The sequence below is a fragment of the Pseudomonas sp. R3-18-08 genome (assembly GCF_003852065.1).
In the GTDB taxonomy this organism is placed as follows: domain Bacteria; phylum Pseudomonadota; class Gammaproteobacteria; order Pseudomonadales; family Pseudomonadaceae; genus Aquipseudomonas.
Genome location: NZ_CP027729.1, coordinates 5,129,796 through 5,152,669, shown reverse-complemented (window position 1 = coordinate 5,152,669; position 22,874 = coordinate 5,129,796). Strand labels below are relative to the sequence as shown.

At 59.1% G+C, this 22,874-nt stretch carries 24 protein-coding genes; 18 read left to right on the top strand and 6 right to left on the bottom strand.

Annotated elements, in window-relative coordinates; all coding sequences use genetic code 11:
• The first annotated feature begins 3 nt into the window (after positions 1 to 3).
• From rpsE to bfr, 12 genes are all read left to right on the top strand, one after another.
• Positions 4 to 504 carry a 30S ribosomal protein S5 gene (gene rpsE, locus C4J92_RS23700; protein ID WP_003176409.1) on the top strand — a complete coding sequence of 167 codons (501 nt, stop codon included), beginning with the start codon at positions 4 to 6 and terminating at the stop codon, positions 502 to 504.
• 2 nt (positions 505 to 506) lie between these two features.
• Complete coding sequence (gene rpmD / locus C4J92_RS23695; protein WP_003176408.1) at positions 507 to 683, top strand: 50S ribosomal protein L30; 177 nt, start codon at positions 507 to 509, stop codon at positions 681 to 683.
• 3 nt (positions 684 to 686) lie between these two features.
• Positions 687 to 1,124, top strand: coding sequence for a 50S ribosomal protein L15 (rplO, locus tag C4J92_RS23690; protein ID WP_003176407.1), 438 nt, complete (start codon positions 687 to 689; stop codon positions 1,122 to 1,124).
• A complete protein-coding gene (gene secY / locus C4J92_RS23685) occupies positions 1,125 to 2,453 on the top strand; it encodes a preprotein translocase subunit SecY (protein WP_003194637.1) in 1,329 nt (442 codons plus the stop codon). It abuts the gene before it with no gap.
• A gap of 28 nt (positions 2,454 to 2,481) precedes the next feature.
• The gene (rpmJ, locus tag C4J92_RS23680) at positions 2,482 to 2,598 is read left to right on the top strand and encodes a 50S ribosomal protein L36 (protein ID WP_002555468.1); all 117 of its coding nucleotides are present in this window, start codon (positions 2,482 to 2,484) and stop codon (positions 2,596 to 2,598) included.
• Positions 2,599 to 2,727: 129 nt separating this feature from the next.
• Positions 2,728 to 3,084, top strand: a complete 357-nt coding sequence (rpsM, locus tag C4J92_RS23675; RefSeq protein WP_003210063.1) for a 30S ribosomal protein S13 — start codon at positions 2,728 to 2,730, stop codon at positions 3,082 to 3,084.
• Between the two features lie 30 nt (positions 3,085 to 3,114).
• Positions 3,115 to 3,504, top strand: coding sequence for a 30S ribosomal protein S11 (gene rpsK / locus C4J92_RS23670; protein WP_002555466.1), 390 nt, complete (start codon positions 3,115 to 3,117; stop codon positions 3,502 to 3,504).
• 18 nt (positions 3,505 to 3,522) lie between these two features.
• Complete coding sequence (gene rpsD / locus C4J92_RS23665; RefSeq protein ID WP_003176404.1) at positions 3,523 to 4,143, top strand: 30S ribosomal protein S4; 621 nt, start codon at positions 3,523 to 3,525, stop codon at positions 4,141 to 4,143.
• Between the two features lie 22 nt (positions 4,144 to 4,165).
• Entirely contained in the window at positions 4,166 to 5,167 is a 1,002-nt protein-coding gene (gene rpoA / locus C4J92_RS23660; protein ID WP_003176403.1) for a DNA-directed RNA polymerase subunit alpha, read from the top strand.
• Between the two features lie 41 nt (positions 5,168 to 5,208).
• The gene (rplQ, locus tag C4J92_RS23655; RefSeq protein ID WP_007918448.1) at positions 5,209 to 5,595 is read left to right on the top strand and encodes a 50S ribosomal protein L17; all 387 of its coding nucleotides are present in this window, start codon (positions 5,209 to 5,211) and stop codon (positions 5,593 to 5,595) included.
• Between the two features lie 236 nt (positions 5,596 to 5,831).
• Positions 5,832 to 7,280, top strand: coding sequence for a catalase (locus C4J92_RS23650; protein WP_124405421.1), 1,449 nt, complete (start codon positions 5,832 to 5,834; stop codon positions 7,278 to 7,280).
• Positions 7,281 to 7,435: 155 nt separating this feature from the next.
• Complete coding sequence (gene bfr, locus C4J92_RS23645; protein ID WP_003176400.1) at positions 7,436 to 7,900, top strand: bacterioferritin; 465 nt, start codon at positions 7,436 to 7,438, stop codon at positions 7,898 to 7,900.
• 64 nt (positions 7,901 to 7,964) lie between these two features.
• Here the strand turns inward: bfr and uvrA are convergent, their stop codons facing one another.
• The gene (uvrA, locus tag C4J92_RS23640; RefSeq protein WP_124405420.1) at positions 7,965 to 10,799 is read right to left on the bottom strand and encodes an excinuclease ABC subunit UvrA; all 2,835 of its coding nucleotides are present in this window, start codon (positions 10,797 to 10,799) and stop codon (positions 7,965 to 7,967) included.
• Between the two features lie 178 nt (positions 10,800 to 10,977).
• On the opposite strand from uvrA, the gene C4J92_RS23635 reads away from it, so the two are divergent.
• From C4J92_RS23635 to tam, 3 genes are all read left to right on the top strand, one after another.
• On the top strand, positions 10,978 to 12,372 hold the full coding sequence (locus C4J92_RS23635; RefSeq protein WP_124364611.1) for an MFS transporter: 1,395 nt from the start codon (positions 10,978 to 10,980) through the stop codon (positions 12,370 to 12,372).
• Between the two features lie 9 nt (positions 12,373 to 12,381).
• Positions 12,382 to 12,897: a single-stranded DNA-binding protein gene (locus C4J92_RS23630; protein ID WP_003232445.1), complete on the top strand. Its 516-nt coding sequence runs from the start codon at positions 12,382 to 12,384 to the stop codon at positions 12,895 to 12,897.
• Between the two features lie 94 nt (positions 12,898 to 12,991).
• Entirely contained in the window at positions 12,992 to 13,753 is a 762-nt protein-coding gene (gene tam, locus C4J92_RS23625) for a trans-aconitate 2-methyltransferase (protein WP_124405419.1), read from the top strand.
• A 16-nt stretch (positions 13,754 to 13,769) separates the two neighbouring features.
• Here tam and C4J92_RS23620 read toward each other — a convergent pair whose 3' ends face one another.
• A complete protein-coding gene (locus tag C4J92_RS23620; RefSeq protein WP_124405418.1) occupies positions 13,770 to 14,333 on the bottom strand; it encodes a cysteine hydrolase family protein in 564 nt (187 codons plus the stop codon).
• 249 nt (positions 14,334 to 14,582) lie between these two features.
• On the opposite strand from C4J92_RS23620, the gene C4J92_RS23615 reads away from it, so the two are divergent.
• Both C4J92_RS23615 and C4J92_RS23610 read left to right on the top strand, forming a co-directional pair.
• On the top strand, positions 14,583 to 15,692 hold the full coding sequence (locus C4J92_RS23615; protein WP_124405417.1) for a DUF3182 family protein: 1,110 nt from the start codon (positions 14,583 to 14,585) through the stop codon (positions 15,690 to 15,692).
• On the top strand, positions 15,682 to 16,437 hold the full coding sequence (locus C4J92_RS23610) for a S9 family peptidase (protein WP_124364607.1): 756 nt from the start codon (positions 15,682 to 15,684) through the stop codon (positions 16,435 to 16,437). The genes C4J92_RS23615 and C4J92_RS23610 overlap by 11 nt, the downstream gene beginning before the upstream one ends.
• 154 nt (positions 16,438 to 16,591) lie before the next feature.
• Here C4J92_RS23610 and C4J92_RS23605 read toward each other — a convergent pair whose 3' ends face one another.
• The 4 genes from C4J92_RS23605 to C4J92_RS23590 are packed head-to-tail and all read right to left on the bottom strand — an operon-like array spanning position 16,592 to position 20,493.
• Positions 16,592 to 17,545, bottom strand: coding sequence for a lysylphosphatidylglycerol synthase domain-containing protein (locus C4J92_RS23605; protein WP_124364606.1), 954 nt, complete (start codon positions 17,543 to 17,545; stop codon positions 16,592 to 16,594).
• On the bottom strand, positions 17,535 to 18,797 hold the full coding sequence (clsB, locus tag C4J92_RS23600) for a cardiolipin synthase ClsB (protein WP_124405416.1): 1,263 nt from the start codon (positions 18,795 to 18,797) through the stop codon (positions 17,535 to 17,537). Before clsB ends, C4J92_RS23605 begins: the two co-directional genes overlap by 11 nt.
• Positions 18,794 to 19,570, bottom strand: coding sequence for an endonuclease/exonuclease/phosphatase family protein (locus C4J92_RS23595; protein WP_124368523.1), 777 nt, complete (start codon positions 19,568 to 19,570; stop codon positions 18,794 to 18,796). Before C4J92_RS23595 ends, clsB begins: the two co-directional genes overlap by 4 nt.
• Complete coding sequence (locus C4J92_RS23590; protein WP_124405415.1) at positions 19,567 to 20,493, bottom strand: DUF72 domain-containing protein; 927 nt, start codon at positions 20,491 to 20,493, stop codon at positions 19,567 to 19,569. The genes C4J92_RS23595 and C4J92_RS23590 overlap by 4 nt, the downstream gene beginning before the upstream one ends.
• Before the next feature lie 187 nt (positions 20,494 to 20,680).
• On the opposite strand from C4J92_RS23590, the gene C4J92_RS23585 reads away from it, so the two are divergent.
• Positions 20,681 to 22,771, top strand: coding sequence for a mechanosensitive ion channel family protein (locus tag C4J92_RS23585; RefSeq protein ID WP_124405414.1), 2,091 nt, complete (start codon positions 20,681 to 20,683; stop codon positions 22,769 to 22,771).
• The last annotated feature ends 103 nt before the right edge of the window (positions 22,772 to 22,874 follow it).

Here is a 22,874-nt window from a genome sequence, read left to right as displayed (position 1 = left end):
GTTATGTCAAATAACGACCAAAAGCGCGACGAAGGCTACATTGAGAAGCTGGTTCAAGTTAACCGCGTAGCCAAAACCGTTAAAGGCGGCCGTATCTTCACTTTCACCGCGTTGACCGTGGTTGGTGATGGTAAAGGGCGTGTTGGCTTCGGCCGTGGCAAGTCACGTGAAGTGCCTGCCGCGATCCAGAAGGCAATGGAAGCTGCTCGTCGCAACATGATCCAAGTTGATCTGAACGGCACCACTCTGCAGTACGCAATGAAGTCCGCCCATGGCGCTTCGAAGGTGTACATGCAGCCTGCTTCTGAAGGTACCGGTATCATCGCTGGCGGCGCTATGCGTGCTGTCCTCGAAGTTGCTGGCGTTCAGAACGTTCTGGCCAAGTGCTACGGCTCGACTAACCCGGTAAACGTGGTTCACGCCACTTTCAAAGGTTTGAAAGCTATGCAATCTCCTGAGTCCATTGCTGCCAAGCGCGGCTTGACTGTCAAGGAGATCTTCTGATCATGGCTACCGTTAAAGTAACGCTGATCAAAAGCATGACCGGCCGCATCCCTAACCACAAATTGTGCGTTAAAGGTCTGGGTCTGCGTCGCATCGGTCACACTGTAGAAGTCCAGGATACTCCCGAGAATCGCGGGATGATCAACAAGGCTTACTACATGCTGCGTGTAGAGGGTTAATCGATGAAACTCAATGATCTGAGTCCAGCGCCGGGTTCCCGTCGCGAAAAGCATCGTCCGGGCCGTGGTATCGGTAGCGGTTTGGGTAAGACTGGTGGCCGTGGCCACAAAGGTCAAACCTCCCGCTCCGGTGGCACCATTGCTCCAGGCTTTGAAGGCGGTCAACAGCCGCTGCATCGTCGCCTGCCTAAGTTCGGTTTCGTATCCCTGAAAGCCATGGACCGCGCAGAAGTGCGTCTGTCCGAGCTGGCTAAAGTGGAAGGCGACATCGTTACTGTGCAGACCCTGAAAGATGCCAACGTGATCAACGTCAACGTACAGCGTGTGAAAATCATGCTGTCCGGTGAAGTGACTCGCGCTGTCACTATCGGCAAGGGAATCGGCGCCACCAAAGGTGCGCGTTCGGCTATCGAAGCAGCTGGCGGCAAGTTCGAGGAATAAATGGCTAAGCAAGGTGCTCTCTCAGCGCTCGGCAAAGGCGGTATGTCTGAACTTTGGGCTCGTCTGCGTTTTCTGTTCCTGGCGATTATCGTCTACCGAATAGGCGCACACATCCCGGTTCCAGGTATCAACCCGGACCGACTCGCAGACCTGTTTCGACAGAATGAGGGGACCATTCTTAGCTTGTTCAACATGTTTTCCGGCGGCGCGCTGGAACGGATGAGCATCTTTGCACTGGGGATCATGCCGTACATTTCGGCATCGATCATCATGCAACTGATGACCGCCGTCAGCCCGCAGTTGGAGCAGTTGAAGAAGGAAGGTGAAGCTGGCCGTCGCAAGATTAGCCAGTACACCCGCTACGGCACTGTCGTCCTCGCCCTGGTTCAAGCTATCGGCATGTCCGTTGGCCTGGCTGGGCAGGGCGTTGCGTTCACTGGTGACTTTGGCTTCCATTTCGTCGCGGTATCCACTTTTGTGGCTGGTGCGATGTTCATGATGTGGCTGGGTGAGCAGATTACTGAGCGTGGTGTTGGCAACGGTATCTCGATGTTGATTTTCGCAGGTATCGTCGCCGGTCTTCCGAGAGCAATCGGGCAGTCTTTCGAGTCTGCGCGTCAGGGTGATATCAATATCTTCGCCTTGGTTGCCATCGGTTTGCTGGCAGTAGCGATTATCGGTTTTGTGGTGTTCATTGAGCGTGGCCAGCGTCGTATTGCTGTTCACTACGCCAAGCGTCAGCAGGGCCGTAAGGTCTTTGCTGCGCAGACCAGCCACTTGCCGCTGAAGGTGAATATGGCCGGCGTTATTCCGGCAATTTTCGCGAGCAGCATCTTGCTGTTTCCGGCTTCGTTGGGTACCTGGTTTGGTCAGTCCGAAAATATGGGCTGGCTGCAGGACCTCTCTCAGTCGATCGCTCCTGGTCAGCCGTTGAATATTCTGCTGTTTAGTGCAGGGATTATTTTCTTCTGCTTCTTCTATACGGCGTTGATGTTCAATCCGAAAGACGTAGCGGAAAACCTGAAGAAGTCCGGTGCCTTTATTCCGGGTATTCGTCCAGGTGAGCAGTCTGCGCGCTACATTGATGGCGTTCTGACTCGTTTGACCCTGTTCGGTGCTCTATATATGACGGCCGTGTGTCTGCTTCCCCAGTTCCTGGTGGTTGCAGCAAACGTTCCGTTCTACCTTGGCGGGACCTCGTTGCTGATCGTGGTCGTGGTTGTGATGGACTTCATGTCCCAAGTACAATCGCACCTCGTTTCGCACCAGTACGAATCCCTGATGAAGAAAGCCAACCTGAAGGGCTACGGCAGCGGCATGTTGCGCTGAGTACCCCATAAGGTTCGAGGAGTTGGTGATGAAAGTTCGTGCATCGGTGAAAAAGCTGTGCCGTAACTGCAAGATTATTCGCCGCGAAGGTGTTGTTCGAGTAATTTGCAGCGCGGAACCGCGTCACAAACAGCGCCAAGGCTGAGTGTGATCCGCTTGAAGCCCGGCAGCTAGTGCGCTGCCGGGTTGATTATTTGTTATTACAGCGATATTATCTCGCGCCCTATTTCTTGGCTTCCGGGGCGTAGGTAGCTGTCAATTGGAGTCCCACTGAATGGCCCGTATTGCAGGCGTTAACATTCCAGATAACAAGCACACTGTTATCTCGCTGACCTACATCTATGGTGTTGGTCGCACTACTGCGCAGAAAATTTGCGCAGATACTGGGGTAAACCCAGCCGCAAAGATCAAAGATCTGAGCGACGAGCAGATTGAGCTGTTGCGTGGCGAAGTGGCGAAGTTCACCACTGAAGGTGACCTGCGTCGCGAAATCAACATGAAAATCAAGCGTTTGATGGACCTCGGTTGCTACCGTGGTCTGCGTCATCGTCGTGGTCTTCCAGTGCGCGGTCAGCGTACCAAGACTAACGCGCGTACCCGTAAAGGTCCGCGTAAGCCGATCCGCAAGTAATCGCCCACGCGAATCGACAGGAAAATTATCATGGCAAAACCTGCTGCTCGTCCTCGTAAAAAAGTTAAAAAGACAGTGGTTGATGGCATCGCCCACATCCATGCATCTTTTAACAACACAATCGTGACCATCACCGACCGTCAAGGTAACGCGCTTTCTTGGGCTACCTCCGGTGGTTCGGGTTTCCGCGGTTCCCGCAAGTCCACCCCGTTCGCTGCTCAAGTAGCTGCTGAACGTGCTGGCCAAGCTGCGCTGGAATACGGCCTGAAAAACCTCGACGTTAACGTCAAAGGTCCAGGTCCAGGTCGTGAGTCTGCTGTCCGTGCTTTGAACGGCTGTGGCTATAAGATCGCCAGCATCACCGACGTGACGCCAATCCCGCACAACGGGTGCCGTCCGCCGAAGAAGCGCCGCGTGTAATCCAGGAGATTGTAAAGAATGGCTCGTTACATTGGTCCAAAATGCAAACTCGCTCGTCGCGAAGGCACCGATCTCTTCTTGAAGAGCGGCGTGCGCGCGATCGAATCGAAGTGCAACATTGAAGCAGCACCTGGTATCCACGGCCAACGCCGCGGTCGCCAGTCCGATTACGGCACCCAACTGCGTGAAAAGCAGAAGGTCCGTCGTATTTACGGCGTTCTCGAGCGTCAGTTCAGCGGCTACTACAAAGAAGCTGCTGGCAAAAAAGGTGCAACCGGTGAAAACCTGCTGCAACTGCTCGAATGCCGTCTGGACAACGTTGTATACCGTATGGGCTTTGGTTCGACTCGTGCCGAATCCCGTCAGCTGGTATCGCACAAGTCGATCAGCGTTAACGGTCAGACCGTAAACGTTCCGTCCTACCAGGTTCGTGCTGGTGACGTGGTCGCAGTTCGCGAGAAAGCAAAAAACCAACTTCGCATTGTCCAAGCTCTCGATCTGTGTGCCCAACGTGGCCGCGTAGAATGGGTAGAAGTAGACACTGAGAAGAAGTCGGGCGTTTTTAAGAACGTTCCTGCTCGCAGTGATCTGTCCGCCGACATCAACGAAAGCCTGATTGTCGAGCTCTACTCCAAGTAAGGGCTAGAAAATAGGTGCATCCATGCAGATTTCGGTAAATGAGTTCCTGACACCCCGCCACATTGATGTGCAGGTTGTCAGTCCAACCCGCGCTAAAATTACGCTCGAGCCTCTCGAGCGTGGTTTTGGCCACACCCTGGGCAACGCGCTGCGCCGCATCCTGTTGTCCTCAATGCCCGGCTGTGCAGTAGTCGAGGCCGAGATTGACGGTGTGCTCCACGAGTACAGCGCCATCGAAGGTGTACAGGAAGACGTAATTGAAATCCTGTTGAACCTTAAAGGTCTGGCTATCAAGCTGCACGGCCGTGACGAAGTTACGCTGACCTTGTCGAAGAAGGGTTCGGGGGTGGTTACCGCTGCCGATATTCAGCTGGATCATGATGTCGAGATCGTTAACCCCGATCACGTAATCGCTAACCTGGCGTCTAACGGCGCCCTGAACATGAAGCTCACCGTAGCTCGTGGTCGTGGTTATGAACCGGCCGACTCGCGTCAGAGCGATGAAGACGAAAGCCGCAGCATTGGTCGCTTGCAGCTTGACTCTTCGTTCAGCCCGGTTCGCCGTATCGCATACGTGGTGGAAAACGCCCGTGTCGAGCAGCGTACTAACCTGGACAAGCTGGTTATTGATCTGGAAACCAACGGTACCCTGGATCCTGAAGAGGCTATCCGCCGCGCTGCAACCATTCTGCAACAGCAGTTGGCTGCGTTCGTCGACCTCAAAGGTGACAGCGAACCAGTGGTAATCGAGCAGGAAGACGAGATCGATCCGATCCTGCTTCGCCCGGTTGACGATCTGGAACTGACTGTACGTTCGGCTAACTGCCTTAAGGCGGAAAACATTTACTACATCGGTGATCTGATTCAGCGTACCGAAGTAGAACTGTTGAAGACTCCGAACCTGGGCAAGAAATCCTTGACTGAAATCAAGGACGTTCTGGCCTCCCGCGGTCTGTCCCTCGGCATGCGCCTCGACAACTGGCCGCCTGCAAGTCTTAAGAAGGACGACAAGGCGACTGCCTGATCGTCGTAATCACCGAACGTGAGTTTGGTAAGGAATGAACCATGCGTCATCGTAAAAGTGGTCGTCACCTGAGCCGTACCAGCTCGCACCGCAAGGCCATGTTCCAAAACATGGCGGTGTCGCTGTTCGAGCACGAGCTGATCAAAACTACACTGCCGAAAGCTAAAGAACTGCGTCGCGTTGCTGAGCCGCTGATCACTTTGGCCAAGACAGATAGCCTGGCTAACCGCCGTCTGGCTTTCGACCGTACTCGTTCGAAAGCTATCGTTGGTAAGCTCTTCAACGACCTGGGCAAGCGTTACGCTACCCGTGAGGGTGGCTACCTGCGCATCCTCAAGTGCGGTTTCCGCACTGGCGACAACGCGCCTATGGCGTACGTCGAGTTGGTTGATCGTGCTACTGCCGGCGAAGCTGTAAGCGCCGAGTAAGACGAGTCTGTAACGAAGAACCGGGCCTAGCGCCCGGTTTTTTGTGCGCGTAACAAAAGCGCGATATGTACAAGTTTCCCTATGGAGCAAGGGGCACTATGCGTATTGCCTTGGTTGGTAGTAATTTTCTATTGAAGTCCGCAATTTAATAAATTTGTGGGTGTCATGCCGTTGATCAATACTCCCTCCAAGCCGATTAGCCGGCAGTTTCAATTCCGACCTGAGGAAGATTGCGCATGAGCCAGAATAAAATCCTTACCACCGCCAGCGGCGCTCCCGTTGCGGATAATCAGAATTCCCGTTCCGCTGGCCCCCGTGGCCCACTGCTGCTCGACGACTTTCACCTGATCGAGAAGCTCGCTCACTTCAACCGTGAAAATATTCCGGAGCGCCGTGTACACGCCAAAGGTTCGGGCGCCTACGGTACGTTCACCGTTACCCAAGACATCACTCAATACACCAGCGCCAAGCTGTTCGAGTCAGTAGGTAAGCAAACGCCGACCTTCCTGCGGTTCTCCACTGTGGGTGGCGAGCGCGGTTCGGCTGACACTGAACGCGACCCACGCGGTTTCGCCTTGAAGTTCTACACCGAGGAAGGCAACTGGGACATCGTTGGCAACAACACGCCTGTGTTCTTCATCCGCGACCCGCTGAAATTCCCCGATTTCATCCATACCCAAAAGCGCTTGCCGCAAAGCAACCTGAAAAGCGCGCAGATGATGTGGGATTTCTGGTCGCACTCCCCAGAGGCGCTGCACCAGGTCACCATCTTGTTTTCGGACCGTGGCATCCCGGACGGCTACCGCCACATGCACGGCTTCGGCAGTCACACCTATAGCCTGATTAACGCCAAGGGCGAGCGCCACTGGGTGAAATGGCACTACAAGACCAAGCAAGGCATCAAGAACCTGGCACCGGCTGAAGCTGCGCGCCTGGCGGGTACCGACCCAGACTACGCCCAGCGCGATCTGTTCGGCGCAATCGAGCGCGGTGACTTCCCGAAATGGCGCGTCTGCATCCAGGTCATGACCGAGGCCCAGGCCAATGCTCATTACGAAAACCCTTTCGATGTAACCAAGACCTGGTCGCAGAAGGAGTTCCCCCTGATCGAGGTGGGTGAGCTGGAACTCAACCGCAACCCGCAGAACTATTTCGCTGAAGTGGAACAAGCCGCGTTCGGCCCAAGCAATATGGTTCCGGGCGTTGGCCTGTCGCCAGACCGTATGCTGCAAGGTCGCGTCTTTGCCTACGCAGATGCTCATCGGTACCGCGTTGGCACCAATCACCAGCAGCTGCCGGTGAACGCCCCGCGTAACCCCGTCAATAGCTATCAGCGTGACGGTTCGATGGCCTTTGGCAGCAACGGTGGCGCAGCGCCCAACTACGAGCCAAACAGCTACGCCGATGCGCCAAAGCAGGCGCCACACTACGCGGAGCCTGCACTGGCCTTGAGCGGCGCAGCAGATCGTTACGATCATCGCGAAGATACCGATTACTACAGCCACGCCGGCGCGCTGTTCCGCTTGATGAGCGACGAGCAGAAAGCGCTGCTTACCAGCAACATCGCCGGTGCGATGGGCGGCGTTTCAAGTGATGTGGTCCAGCGCCAGCTGCAGCATTTCTATAAGGCGGACCCCGCTTATGGAGAAGCAATCGCAAAGGCACTGGGTGTATCGCTTAACTGACTCTAAACGATAAGCAGAACCGCCCTCATTTGGGCGGTTTTTGCGTTATTTCAGCTACTTTTCTCCGGAAATCTTCGCTTTTCTGCCGTTGATCCCGTGACCTTCAAGTCATCATGGTTCAAACTACAGACTTTCAAGCAGGGAGATGTAGGGCGATGCAAGGTCACCCCGACGTAATCGATTACCTCAACACGTTGCTGACGGGCGAACTGGCAGCTCGTGACCAATATTTCATCCATTCGCGCATGTACGAAGACTGGGGCTTTACCGAGCTCTACGAACGTATCAATCACGAGATGGAAGAAGAGGCGCAGCACGCTGACGCACTGATGCGCCGTATCTTGATGCTCGAAGGTACGCCACGTATGCGCCCCGACGACTTGGACGTGGGCACCACGGTGCCGGATATGCTCGCTGCTGACCTTCGCCTGGAATACAAGGTCAGGGCCGCGCTCTGCAAGGGCATTGAGCTCTGCGAGCAGCACAACGACTATGTCACTCGTGAAATCCTGCGAGTGCAGTTGAATGACACCGAAGAAGATCACACCTACTGGCTGGAAAAGCAGTTGGGTCTGATCAAGCTGATCGGCCTGGAAAATTACCTGCAATCGCAGTTCTGATTCCGGCTGCAAAAAGCCCCTGCCACCGATGAGGTGACAGGGGCTTTTTATTGGGCCCGATAAATCAGGCCCGGTCACGCTCCAGCAGCGGCTTCAGGTAGTAGCCAGTATGGGACTGTGACATTTCGGCGACTTGCTCCGGTGTACCGACCGCAATGATCTGGCCGCCCTTGGAACCGCCCTCCGGTCCAAGGTCTACCAGCCAGTCGGCCGTCTTGATCACGTCCAGGTTGTGCTCGATCACTACCACTGTGTTGCCGTGATCGCGCAAGCGGTGCAGCACGTCCAGCAGTTGCTGGATATCGGCAAAGTGCAGGCCCGTGGTGGGTTCATCAAGGATGTACAGGGTTTTGCCCGTATCTCGTTTGGACAACTCACGGGACAACTTCACCCGCTGCGCTTCACCACCCGATAGCGTGGTCGCCGACTGCCCCAGCTTGATATAAGACAGGCCCACATCCATCAACGTCTGCAGCTTGCGCGCCAGCGCTGGAACCGCATCGAAGAACACCCGGGCTTCCTCGATGGTCATCTCCAGGGTTTCATGGATGTTCTTGCCCTTGTATTTGATTTCCAGGGTTTCGCGGTTATAGCGTTTGCTCTTGCACACGTCGCACGGCACGTAGATATCCGGCAGGAAGTGCATCTCTACCTTGATCAAGCCGTCGCCTTGGCAGGCTTCACAGCGACCGCCCTTGACGTTGAACGAGAAGCGGCCGGGCCCATAACCCCGCGAGCGGGATTCCGGTACGCCGGCAAACAGCTCGCGAATCGGCGTGAACAGCCCGGTATACGTCGCTGGGTTGGAACGCGGCGTACGACCAATCGGGCTCTGGTCGATATCGACCACTTTGTCCAGATGCTCCAGGCCCTTGATGCTGTCATGGGCCGCCGCTTCCAGGGTAGTGGCGCCGTTCAGGGCGGTGGCACTCAATGGGAACAGCGTGTTGTTGATCAGCGTCGACTTGCCCGAACCGGAAACACCGGTCACACAGGTCAGCAGGCCCAGGGGTATTTCCAGGTCCACATTGCGCAAGTTGTTGCCACGGGCACCCTTGAGGTGCAAGGCCATCTTCTTGTTGCGCGGGGTACGTTTGGCCGGCACTTGGATTTTGACCCGGCCAGACAGGTATTTACCGGTCAGGGAGTCCGGGTGAGCCATCACTTCGGCAGGTGTGCCTTCGGCGACAATATGCCCGCCATGTATGCCAGCCCCCGGGCCGATATCGACGACGTAATCCGCCAGGCGAATAGCGTCCTCATCGTGCTCGACCACAATCACCGTGTTGCCGATATCCCGCAGGTGCTTCAGCGTACCCAGCAGGCGATCATTGTCACGTTGGTGCAAGCCAATCGACGGCTCGTCGAGGATGTACAACACGCCCACCAGCCCTGCGCCGATCTGGCTGGCCAGGCGAATCCGCTGGGCCTCGCCACCCGACAAGGTATCGGCACTGCGATCCAGCGACAGATAGTCCAGGCCGACATTGACCAGGAACTGCAGACGCTCGCGAATTTCCTTGAGGATCTTGTCGGCAATCTCCCCACGGCGGCCGGTCAGCTTGAGCACGCCAAAGTATTCACAGGCATCGCCGATTGGCAGGTTGGTCACCGCCGGCAACGTCTTCTCGCCAACCCACACATGCCGCGCTTCACGGCGCAGGCGAGTGCCGCGGCAATCAGGGCAAGGTTGGGTGCTGAGGAATTTGGCCAGTTCTTCACGTACGCTCGCCGACTCGGTCTCGCGATAGCGACGTTCCAGGTTTGGCACGATGCCTTCGAACGGGTGCGAACGCTTGACGATATCGCCCCGGTCGTTCAGGTATTTGAAGTCGACATTCTGCGAACCACTGCCATTGAGGATGACCTTCTGCTGATCCGCCGGCAATTGGTTGAACGGCACCTCCAGGCTGAACTTATAGTGGGACGCCAACGACCCCAGCATCTGGAAGTAATAGACGTTGCGCCTGTCCCAGCCGCGTATCGCCCCCTCGGCCAAGGTCAGTTCGCCATTGACCAGGCGCTTGATGTCGAAGAACTGCTTAACGCCCAGGCCATCGCAGGTCGGGCATGCGCCGGCTGGGTTGTTGAAGGAAAACAGCTTGGGTTCCAGCTCGCTGATAGCGTGGCCGCAGATCGGGCAGGCAAAGCGCGCAGAGAAAATGACCTCTTCGCCCGGCTCATCGTCCATCGGCGCCACCAGGGCAATACCGTCTGCCAGCTTCAGCGCGGTCTCGAACGATTCCGCCAGGCGCTGCTGCAGATCGGCACGCACCTTGAAGCGGTCGACTACCACGTCAATGGAGTGCTTCTTCTGCTTGTCGAGCTTCGGCGCTTCATCCAGCTCATAAAGCTTGCCGTTGATGCGGGCGCGCACGAAACCTTGCGCCCGCAGCTCTTCAAAGACCGACAGGTGCTCACCCTTGCGCTCGCGGATGACGGGCGCCAGCAGCATCAACTTGGCACCTTCCGGCTGGGTCAGTACCAGGTCGACCATCTGGCTGACGGTCTGGGCTTCCAGCGGAATATCGTGGTCCGGACAGCGGGGAATACCCACCCGTGCATACAGCAGACGCAGGTAATCGTAGATTTCGGTAATGGTGCCCACGGTGGAGCGCGGGTTATGGGACGTCGACTTCTGCTCGATGGAAATGGCCGGCGACAACCCTTCGATGGTGTCGACGTCGGGCTTTTCCATCATTGACAGGAACTGCCGGGCATAGGCCGACAGCGACTCCACATAGCGCCGCTGGCCTTCGGCGTACAGCGTGTCGAACGCCAGGGACGATTTGCCCGAGCCGGACAGGCCGGTGATAACGATCAATTTGTCCCGGGGCAGGGTCAGGTCGATGTTCTTCAGGTTGTGGGTTCTAGCCCCACGAATCAGGATCTTGTCCAAGATGGCCTCGCACGGCGGGCGTAAATAATGCCGGAGTATACGGCTAAAGACTGGATGAATATACACTGTCAAAAGGCCGCTTGCAGCCTTACATGAAAGCTGCGCGGCAAAGCGCCGCATATACCCCCTCAATCGATGGGACTGGTAGAATCGCCGCCGGTTCACACGAGGTTTTTCCATGCACGATCCCCATAGCGAACGCATGAGTAGCGGCGAGACCCGAGCGGCAAGCGGTCTGGCCCTGGTGTTCGCCTTCCGTATGCTGGGCATGTTCATGGTGTTGCCGGTGCTGGCGACCTATGGAATGGATCTCGCCGGCGCGACCCCCGCATTGATCGGCCTGGCGATCGGCGCCTATGGCCTGACCCAGGCGATCTTCCAGATTCCGTTCGGCATCATTTCCGACCGTATCGGCCGGCGCCCGGTGATTTACCTGGGGCTGATCGTGTTCGCCCTCGGCAGTGTGCTCGCGGCGCAGTCCGATTCGATCTGGGGCGTGATCGCCGGACGTATCCTGCAGGGCGCAGGGGCGATTTCCGCCGCGGTAATGGCGCTGCTGTCGGACCTGACCCGCGAACAGCATCGCACCAAGGCCATGGCCATGATCGGCATGACCATCGGTTTGTCGTTTGCCGTGGCAATGGTGGTCGGCCCGCTGCTGACGCGCGCGTTCGGCCTGCATGGGTTGTTTCTTGCCACCGGCGGCATGGCGTTGTTCGGTATCGTGATCGTGGCCTTTATGGTGCCGCGCTCTACCGGCACGCTGCAGCACCGTGAATCCGGGGTCGCGCGCCAGGCGCTGTTGCCGACCCTCAAGCATCCGGACCTGTTGCGCCTGGATTTAGGTATCTTCGTGTTGCACGCAATGCTGATGTGCAGCTTCGTCGCCTTGCCCCTGGCCCTGGTGCAAAAAGCCGGGTTGCCCAAGGAGCAGCACTGGTGGGTCTACCTGACCGCGCTTTTGGTTTCGTTCTTCGCCATGATCCCGTTCATCATCTACGGCGAGAAGAAACGCAAAATGAAACGAGTTTTACTCGGCGCCGTCGCGACATTGATGCTCACTGAACTATTCTTCTGGCAGTTCGGCGACAGCCTGCGGGCGCTGGTGATCGGTACGGTGGTGTTCTTCACCGCGTTCAACCTGCTGGAGGCGTCATTGCCTTCGCTGATCAGCAAGGTTTCACCGGCCGGCGGCAAGGGCACGGCGATGGGCGTGTATTCCACCAGCCAGTTCCTCGGTTCGGCGCTGGGTGGGATCATGGGCGGCTGGATGTTCCAGCATGGCGGTTTGTCGGTTGTGTTCCTCGGATGCGCCGGGCTGGCTGCACTTTGGCTGGCCTTTGCTGTTACCATGCGCGAACCTCCGTATGTGACGAGCCTGCGCCTGCCGTTATCGCCTGAAGCGATGCGCGAAGCTGGCCTGGCCGAGCGCCTCAAGGCCGTCGTTGGAGTAACGGATGCAGTAGTGATCGCGGAAGAAGCTGCGATTTACATCAAATTGGACACCGAATTATTGGATCGCGCGACGCTCGAGCAACTGGTCAACCCAGTGCCGACAGCGCGCCCAGCCTAGGAGAACGTTATGGCCCGTGGGGTTAACAAAGTCATATTGGTCGGTACATGCGGCCAGGATCCCGAAGTTCGCTACCTGCCGAACGGTAACGCCGTGACCAACCTGAGTCTGGCGACCAGCGAACAGTGGACCGACAAGCAAACTGGCCAGAAGGTCGAGAAAACCGAATGGCACCGTGTGTCGATGTTCGGCAAGGTTGCCGAGATCGCCGGTGAGTATCTGCGCAAAGGTTCGCAGGTGTACATCGAAGGCAAATTGCAGACCCGCGAGTGGGAAAAAGACGGCATCAAGCGTTACACCACCGAAATCGTGGTCGATATGCAAGGCACCATGCAACTGCTGGGCGGCCGTCCACAGGGCGACCAACAGGGCCAGGGCGGCATGTCCAACTCCGCACCGCGTCCGCAGCAGTCGCGTCCGCAGCCAAGCCAGCAGCCTCAGCGTGAGTCGCGTCCAGCGCCACAACAGGCCGCGCCGCAGCCGGCTCCGGATTTCGACAGCTTTGATGACGATATCCCGTTCTGAGGTCTGAGACCCAGAACCCCCAAAACCCCCGATAGCCCCTGGCATCGGGGGTTTTTTATGGGGCATGCTTGACCGCCAACGAAGGAGAACTGTGATGACCTGGTCCGCCAAGCAATACACGATGTTCGAGCAGCAACGCACGCGCCCCGTCCGCGACCTGGTGGCGGCGATTCCCAATACCAACGTGGGCACAGCCGTCGATTTGGGCTGTGGCCCCGGCAATTCTACCCAGGTGCTGGCCGAGCGCTTTCCCCATGCGCACATCACCGGCATGGACAGCTCCGACGACATGTTGATCGACGCGCGCAAACGCTTGCCGACGCTCAGCTTCGAATTGGCGGATATCGGCGCCTGGACCCCGGCGCAGCAGTTCGACGTGATTCTCGCCAACGCGTCCCTGCAATGGTTGCCTGACCACGCCACGCTCTACCCACACTTGGTGCACCAACTGACACCCGGCGGCACGCTGGCGATACAGACGCCGGACAACCTCGACGAGCCTGCCCACCGGCTCGCCCGCGAAGTCGCGGCGCAGGGGCCATGGGCAGCAAAGATAGGCGCGGTCAGGCATAACGAGCGGCATTCGCCGAGCTATTACTACGAGCTGCTGAGTCGGTACTGCACTACCGTCGATGTATGGCGCACCACCTACCAACACCCGCTGGCAGACCACGCGGCCGTGGTGGAGTGGTTCAAGGCTTCAGCGCTACGACCCTTCCTGGCCCCCCTGAACGATGGCGAACAAGCTGCGTTCCTGCAGGAGTACCAGGCGCGGATTAGCCAGGCTTACCCAGCCCTGAGCGACGGCACCGTGTTGCTGCCATTCCCGCGCCTGTTCATCATCGCCACGCGCTAAGGTTACTCAGCGGCGGTCAAGCCACCGCCGCTTGGGCCTTCAGATAGTCATTTGTCGACACCACGCCCGCATACCCGAAGGCCAGCGACGCCATGTATGCACCATGCACCTGGGCGGCGGGAATCACCTGCCCATTGAATTCCTGGTCGCGGGTCGCGCACGCATCGTGGATCACCGTGACCTTGTAGCCCAAGTCCGCTGCTGCCCGCACCACCGCATCGATGCACATATGGCTCATGCTGCCGGCCACAACCACGTCGGTGATGCTGCGCTGTTCCAGCAACTCGCGCAGGTTGGTCTGGCGAAAAGCATTCACAAAATGCTTGAGCACCACCGGCTCATTGCCCTGGTTCAGCACTTTGGCATGCAGATGAGCACCTTCTGAGCCCGGCGTGAAGAACGGCGCGTCATCGCCTTCGAACTCGTGACGAACGTGAATCACGGCCTCCCCGGCCTGACGAAAGGCCTGCAGCACTCGCGCAGCGTTGTCCGCGGCGGCCTCCACACCATCAAGCGGCCACTTGCCCTGGGGGAAGTAGTCGTTCTGGATATCGATCAGGATGAGTGCTTGCTTGGCCATGTAGATTGCCTCGTGATGGGTTGATAGGCCCAGTATCTTAGCTGGCGCCGTCGCCGGATATCGGGTGCGATTCATGTGAATCGTGCAGAACGCCGCGTGCCCGCAGCCGCGTCGTGCAGAATGGCGCAGGCTAACTGCTATTGCGTTTACCCCAACTGATTGATTTTCAAACGATCCTCCTCCGCCAGATATTGGCCTGATCCCTGCTACGCTTCCCCTACACACATGGCCGAATGCCAAGGGGGACGCATGACCCCAATTTCACCGAAAAAATGGGTAGTCGCTCACTCGACACGCGCTGGCGCACCCCAACACGAAGTCGATACCAACCGCGCCCTGGCGCGCTGGCTGGCGCAGATACTGGGGCTCAAGTTCGGCGGCAGCTACGATCCACAGAAGCATGCCGGCCGCGACCTGTACCTGCTTCCCACACAAACCCTGGTGGGGGCGGCCCAAGCCCGCGCGCTCAATATCAAAGGCCCGCAAGACCTGTGGGGCGGTTATGTCGATCACGGGTTCATTTGCACCAAAGCGATCAGTCATGGCCTGCTGGGCCCTGAAGCCAAGGCGCCGGAGGGCTGGTCGCCTTTGTTCAGTGAGCGGGTGCGCGATGTGGTACTCGATGGCTTGAGTGTCTTCGCTGTGGAGGATGCACGGCCGGCCGCCACGCGCTTGCTCTACAGCGGGCCGATTCGCTTGAAACCGGTGAACGCCTGCGCTGGGCGCGGCCAGCAAGTCATTCGCAGCTTCGACGAATTCGACGCCTTATTAGCGCGTCCCGAAGCGGCGGGGATGTTCGACGCCGGCGTGGTGCTGGAACAAGACCTGCACGACGTGGTCACTCACAGTGTGGGCCAGAGCTTTATTGGCGATCAGGTGCTGAGCTACTGCGGCGAGCAATACCTGACCCAGGACGGGCAGGGGGAAGACGTCTACGGCGGCTCCAGATTGCTGGTGGTGCCCGGTGGCTACGACGACCTGCTCAGGCTGGACCTGCCCGACGATGTACGTGAAGCCGTCAGGCAAGCGCAGGTCTTCGACAGTGCTGCCGGCGAAGCCTACCCGGGCTTCTACGCCTCGCGGCGCAACTACGACATCGCCCAGGGCCTGGACAGCGACGGCCAGCGCCGCAGTGGCGTGCTCGAGCAATCCTGGCGCATGGGCGGGGCCAGCAGCGCGGAAGTCGCGGCGCTGCAGAGCTTTATCAACAACCCGAGCCTTACGGCGATCCGTGTGGCCTCGGTGGAAACCTACGTGGACCAGGCGCTGCCGGCGGATGCCATTGAGGTGTACCGAGGCCCGGCTGAAAACAGCGATTTTTTACTCAAATACGTGACGGTTGAGGCTTATGACGGCTAGAAGCGAGAGCATTGCGATCGATATAGACGACGAACAGATGAGCGGGACCTTCCTGAGCCCCAAATCCAAAGTGCCGGGCGTTTTGTTCGTGCACGGTTGGGGCGGGAGCCAGGAGCGCGACCTGGAACGGGCCAAAGGCATCGCGGGGCTCGGTTGCGTGTGCCTGACCTTCGACCTGCGCGGCCACGCCGGCACCGGGATCCCGCTGTCCCGCGTGACCCGTGAAGATAACCTGCGCGACCTGCTGGCCGCCTATGACCGCCTGCTGTCCCACCCGGCGATCGACACTTCGGCGGTGGCGGTGGTGGGCACCAGCTACGGTGGCTACCTGGCCGCCATCCTCACCTCATTGCGCCCGGTGCGCTGGCTGGCGTTGCGTGTGCCGGCGCTGTACCGCGACCAGGAATGGCTCAAGCCCAAGCGTGACCTGGATAAAGCCGACCTGATGGATTACCGCAGCACCCTGGTGCGTGCCGAAACCAACCGTGCCTTGCACGCCTGCGCGCAATTTACCGGCGATGTGCTGATCGTCGAATCGGAAACCGACGACCACGTGCCCCACGCCACCATCATGAGTTACCGCGCAGCGTGCCAGCAAACCCATTCCCTGACCCACCGCATCATCGACGGCGCCGACCATTCATTGAGCGATCCGGTGTCGCAGCAGGCCTACACCTCGATCCTGGTGGACTGGATCACCGAGATGGTGGTGGGCGAGCGGTTGAGCATCATTCAGTCGCAATAAGCCAGTGACGTAGATCGTTCCCACGCTCTGCGTGGGAATGCCTCCCGGGACGCTCCGCGTCCAGCCAAGCTAATGCGCACGGGTGACGCAGAGCGTCCCGGCCTGCATGCCCACGCGGCGTGGGGACGATCAGTCTGTCTGTTTCAACTTCGTATCAGGCTGTCTTCTTGACCCGCAACGCCTTGGCCTTCGCTTCCACACCCAAATACATCACCAGTGCGATCAGCAGCGGGCAAATAAAATAGATCGCCCGATAAGCAATCAACCCGGCCAGCAAACTCCCGCGTGACGCCTCATGCTGCAACAGCCCAATGAATACCGCTTCGAGCACGCCAAGCCCCGCCGGAATATGCGTGAGCACCCCGGCAATCGCGCTGATCAGCAGCACTCCCAGCACCAGCGGATAGTCCAGTTTCGACGGCAACAGTGTGAAAATCACCGCCGCCATCAGCGCCCAGTTCAACGCGCCCAACATCAATTGCAAACACGCCATGCGCAGCGACGGCAGGTTGATTTCCATGCCGCGAATCGTCCATGCGCGTTTTTTCGAAAACCGGCAGGCGGCCAGGTAGCCCAGGCTGGCCAGCACCAGCAGTGCGCCGATGCCTTGCAAGGCCGTGGTGCTGACCTTCCAGCCCGGCGGCATGGTGACCAGGCCGCTGCTGAAAATCACCCCCGAGATCGCCATATAGCCGAACCAGTTAGTCGCCAAGCTCAGTCCCAGGATCTTGGCGATGTTGCTGGTGCTCACCCCCAGGCGCGAGTACAGGCGATAACGCATCGCGATGCCGCCCACCCACGCGCTCAGGTTGAGGTTGAACGCGTAGCTGATGATCCCCACCGGCAGGATCTGCTTCCAGCGCAACGGCTGGCGAATGTAGGTGCGGCCAATCAAGTCAAAGCAGGCGTAGACGATAAAGCTGCACACGGTGAGCGCGCTGGCGATCAGCAAGGTGCGCACTTTGAATTCGCTCAGGGTCTGCAGCACTTCGCTCCAGTCGATGCGCCGGGCAAGCAGGGTGAACAGCACGATCAGCAGCAGGAAGAACGCAATGGTCAGGGGTTTCTTCCAGCGCTGGAACCGTGAGCCTTTTTTTTCAGACGTCATGGGCCGGACTCTCAATGGGTTTCAAACGCGGTTTGTGCGCCGGCAGCCAGCCGGTCAGGACCGGGAAATGACGCATTACATGAAACACCAGGAAACCCACGGTCAGGCGCCACAACCACAGGCGAGGTTTGCGCTTCTCCGGCATGGTCTGGCAGTGGTTTCTGGCGAGTGCTTCCAGGCTCTCGTACAACTGCTGATTGAAGGCCCGATCACGAATCAGCACATTGGCTTCCAGGTTCAGTGCCAGGCTCAACGGGTCCAGGTTGCTTGAGCCCACGGTGCTCCAGTCATCGTCCACCAAGGCGACCTTGCCGTGCAGCGGGCGCTGGCAGTATTCATGAATCACCACGCCATCCTTGAGCAGATAGTCATAGAGCATGCGCGCCGCCAGCTTGGCGAGCAGCACATCCGGCTGGCCCTGCATGATCAGTTGGACGTGTACGCCACGGCGCGCGGCGTTGCGGATTTCGCGCAGCAGGCGGTAGCCGGGGAAGAAATACGCGTTGGCGATCACGGCGCGTGTACGGGCTTTGCTCAGGGCGTGGATATAGGCTTCTTCGATGTCATCGCGATGCTGCACGTTGTCGCGATAAATCAGGCGCACCAGGCCGTCTTCCTCAGACGTGGCCCACGGCGCAGGGCGTTGCGGGCGCCGCCGCCAGCCACGCCGGGTGCGCACCTGACGACCACTTTGCGCCAGGGCGAAGTGGTGCAGGTCGGCTACCGCCGGGCCGACGATTTGCACCGCATAATCCTGCTTGGCTTCCGGGCCGAAGTCGCCCAGGTGGTCGGCGGAAAAGTTGATGCCGCCGATGAAGGCTACAGCGGCATCCACCACCACGATTTTGCGGTGCAGGCGACGAAACCAGTTGGTGCGAATGCCCAGCGTTTTCGAGGCCGGATCGAACATCTGCACCGCCACCCCGGCCTCGGCCAGCTCGCGCAAAAACGAAACACTCAATTCGCCGCAACCAAAGCCATCAAGGCTGGCAACCACCTTTACCCCGCGCTGCGCCGCCTCGATCAAGATGTCTTTGAGCTCAAAGCCGACCTTGTCTTCGAAGAGGATAAACGTCTCCAGCAGAATCTCGCGCTGTGCCGCGCGCATGGCCTCGAACACCTTGGGGAAGTAGGCCTCGCCATTCTCCAGCAGTTCGATTTGATTGCCACTCTGCCAGCCGTAATCGAGGTCACGGGCCTTGGCGTCATCCGGCGGCTGATCGGTGGCGATATGTTCTACAGCAATGTTCATAGCTCAATCTCCACCGACAGCGGCACATGGTCCGAGAGGTGCGACCAGGGCCGCGTGGTCAGCACGCGGGGGTTATGCACAGTCAGATTGCGCACGTAAATGCGGTCCAGCGGCAACAGCGGCAGGCGCGCCGGAAACGTGCGCGCAGGTTTGCCCAGGGTTTCGGCGAAGACCTCTTTGAGGCCGCTTTGGCTGAGGTCGGCGCGCTGGCGCCAGTCGTTGAAATCGCCGGCGACCACCAGCGGCGCGTCAGCCGGAATCTCGCTGATGCGCTGTTCCAGCAAGCGCAATTGCTGCTGGCGATGCACCTCACGCAAGCCCAGGTGGATGCAGATCGCATGCACTTGTTGCCCGCTGCCCGGCAGGCGCAGGACGCAATGCAGCAGGCCACGGTTTTCATGGCCGCTTTGGGAGATGTCGAGGTTGTCGTGACGGATGATCTGGAATTTCGACAGCAACGCGTTGCCGTGGTCGCCGTGGGGGTAGACCGCGTTGCGCCCGTAGGCGAACTGCGGCCAGATGCTGTCGGCGAGAAACTCGTACTGCGGCATCTTCGGCCAGTCGCTGTAGCGCTGGGGATGGCGTTCGTGGGTGCCGTGGATTTCCTGGAGGAACACCATGTCGGCGCCGACGCTGCGCACCGCTTCGCGCAGTTCGGGCAGGATGAAGCGTCGATTCAAGGCGGTGAAGCCCTTGTGAATATTGACCGTCAGCACGGTAAAGCGCGTGATGGCAGTGGTGGGCGTGGTGGGGATCAACTCAGGCTGGGTCATGCCAGCACCCCCGGCTCGGGCAGTCGTCCGGGCTCGGTCAGCAGCTGTTTATCCAGCCCGAAGCGCTGCAGCAATTGGCGGGCATCGTACGGTGCGCGCACCTTGATGTCGTTGTCGAAAAAGCAGAATACGTCGCGCTGTTTGCGGGCGCGTGGCTTGTGTTTCGGGTCGATCAGGTGCGCATCCGTGGGCTGTTTACCGTGACGCCAGCGCTCGATGCGGTCGCCCCAGCGCTTGAGGGCTTCGTCGGTATAGCCGCTGGCGTACAACTGTTTGTCGCCATGCAAACGCAGGTACATGAAGTTGGCGGTAACGTCTTCGGCATACGGCCACTTGCCGGCGGTGTCCGCCACCACCAGGGCCACGCCGTACTTATCCAATAGCTGCACGAACTCAGGCACCGCAAAACTTGCGTGACGAATTTCCACGGCATGGCGCATGGGGCGCTTGCCGTAGGCCTTCATGCTCGCCTTGCCATTCAGGCGTGGCTCATGCTGATGGGCGAGGGCGGCCGCCTGCTGGGTGTCGGTGGGCAGTTCGGCGAGGAAGGCTTCGAACAGGGGCGGGTCGAACTTGAAGCTGGGCGGGAACTGCCAAAGGATCGGCCCAAGCTTTTCTTTCAACTCCAGTACCCCGGAGGCGAAGAAATTCGCCATGGGCTTGTGCACATCCCGCAGGCGCAGGATGTGCGTGATATAGCGTGGGGCCTTGACGCTGAACAGGAAGCCTTCAGGCGTGTCGGCATACCATTCGGCATAGCGCTTGGGCGTTTGCAGCGCATAGAACGAACCATTGATTTCGATGCCGTTGACGGCGCGTGACGCAAACTGCAACTCGCGTTTCTGGGTCAAGCCTTCGGGGTAGAAATCGCCCCGCCAGGGCGTGTAGCGCCAGCCGGAAATGCCGATATGAATCGCCGCCATGCTTACTCCCATTGAGGTAGGGTCGATTGCCCTGCGTTTTGGGATGACTGTGAATTTTGACCGAAAGTTTCCACATTCCTACAAACGGTCGAGCGTGCGAAGGTAGGAAGCAGGTGGTTGAATCAGGGGAACGATCACGGCTCAAACCCGTCAGTTCCTAACAGACCCTCTGAAGGAGCCCGGTGTTTTGCTGAATTTCAAGACTGCATTACTGCTCGGCGCGCTGCTGTTCTGCGGCAATGGCGCACTGTATGCCGCGGCCACCGCGCCTGAGCCCGAAGCCCCGGCCAAGCCGGAATTGCTGGTGGAAGGCGGCCTGCTGGGGGCCATCAGCTCCAGCATCGATGATGTGCAGCAGAAGCTGGACCTCAACCAGAATTTCATCGACGAATGGCGCCTGCGCGCCGACCGCGCCGCCAACGAAGTAGGCCGGCTGGTCAACCAGACGGCCGCGCGCTCGCCGTGGAGCGTGGCCGGGGATTTTCTGTTGCTTTCGGCGGTGTGGATCGGCGCTTTTGCGCTGCTGACCCTGCTGGGGCGCCTGATCGTCCGGCGCTTGAGCCAGCGGGTGTTTTTCCAGCGCCGGGCGCGCCTGCTGGCGGTGCTGGGGTACGTGGTGCCTTACACCATCCCGGCGGTTATCTGCCTGCCGTTGACGCTGTCTGTCAGCCACTTTCTAGTCAACTCCGTGGGCCGGGCGCTGGCGCTGTGTTTTGCCTATGCCACCAGTAGCGGCATCTTTTCCACCTCAATGCTGCTGTGCGTCATTGTCATGTTCAACCTCGGCCACAAGCGCCCGGCGGTGCAGATCATTCGCGACTACTGCCCCAAACCGCTGTTTCTGATCGGCTTCCTCGCCGCCCTCAGCGATGCACTGACCAGCCCGCAGATCGCCCGCCAGTTCGGCGGCAATATCACCAGCAGCATCGCGGTATTTACCGGCCTGTTCGCCACGCTGATCTTCGGCGTGCTGGTGGTGCGCCTGCGGCGTCCGGTGGCGCATCTGATTCGTAATCGGCCGCTGGCCCAGCGCCTCAAACACCCGGCGTTGCAACAGTCATTGCGGGTATTTTCCGGACTTTGGTACTGGCCGATTCTGTTGATGGTGCTGGTCTCGGCGATCAACCTGATCGGTGCCGGCGACGACAACCAAAAGGCCCTGCGCTGTGCCTTGTTCACCACGATCCTGCTGATCGGCACCGTGTTCCTCAGTACCGTGCTGCAACACCTGTTCAAGTCGCGCAGCCAAGTGGCGATCCAGCGCAGCAGCGCGTACAAGGAGCGCTTCCTCAGCCTGTTGCACGCGATATTGCGCATCGTCATGGCCATCGCCTTTATCGAAATCCTCGGGCGGATCTGGGGCGTGTCGTTGTTCGAGTTTGCCCAGCGCAACTCGGTGGGCCGAGCGATCAGCGATTCCCTCAGCAGCATCGGCCTGATCCTGCTCATGACCTGGCTGTTTTGGGTGGTGCTCGATACCGCGATTCAGGAAGCGCTCAAACCCCCGGTGAACAAGCGCTCCAGCCGCCAGCCCAGCACCCGCGTGAAAACCATCCTGCCGCTGCTGCGTAACGCGGTGAAGATTATCCTCGTGGTGATTTGTGCGATCACCACCATGGCCAACTTGGGCATCAACGTCGCGCCGCTGCTGGCGGGTGCCGGTGTGGTCGGCCTGGCCATCGGTTTCGGTTCGCAGCAATTGGTGCAGGACGTGATCACCGGCCTGTTCATTATCATCGAAGACACCTTGTCGATCGGCGACTGGGTGGTGCTCGACTCCGGCCATGCCGGCACCGTCGAGGGCCTGACCATCCGCACCCTGCGCCTGCGCGACGGCAAGGGCTTCGTGCATTCGGTGCCGTTCGGGCAGATCAAGGCCGTCACCAACCAGTCGCGGCAGTTCGCTTATGCGTTCTTCTCAGTGCAGTTCACCTACGACACCGACGTGGACAAAGCCGTGGAACTGATCCGCGAGGCCGGGCAGTCGATCCGCGACGATGTGTTCCTCAAGTACAACCTGCAAGGGCCGCTGGAGGTGTTTGGCGTCGACAAGATGGACCTCAACGGCGTGGTGCTGACGGCGCAGTTCCGTACCGTGTCGGGTGGGCAATATGCGGTGAGCCGTGCGTTCAACCAGCGTCTGAAAAAGCTTGTGGATAACTGCGATGAGGTGCATTTCGCGCAGACTTATCCACAGCAGGTGTTGTTGCCCAAGCGCACTGCCCAGGTGGACGAGCCGGAGACGGTGATGCTGACCGAGCAGCCTCGCTCACAATGAGGGTGTGGCTGAGCTGACGCCATCGGGGGCAAGCCCCCTCCCACATTTTGATCTGTGAACCCGATCCATTGTGGGAGGGGGCTTGCCCCCGATGAGGCCCTCA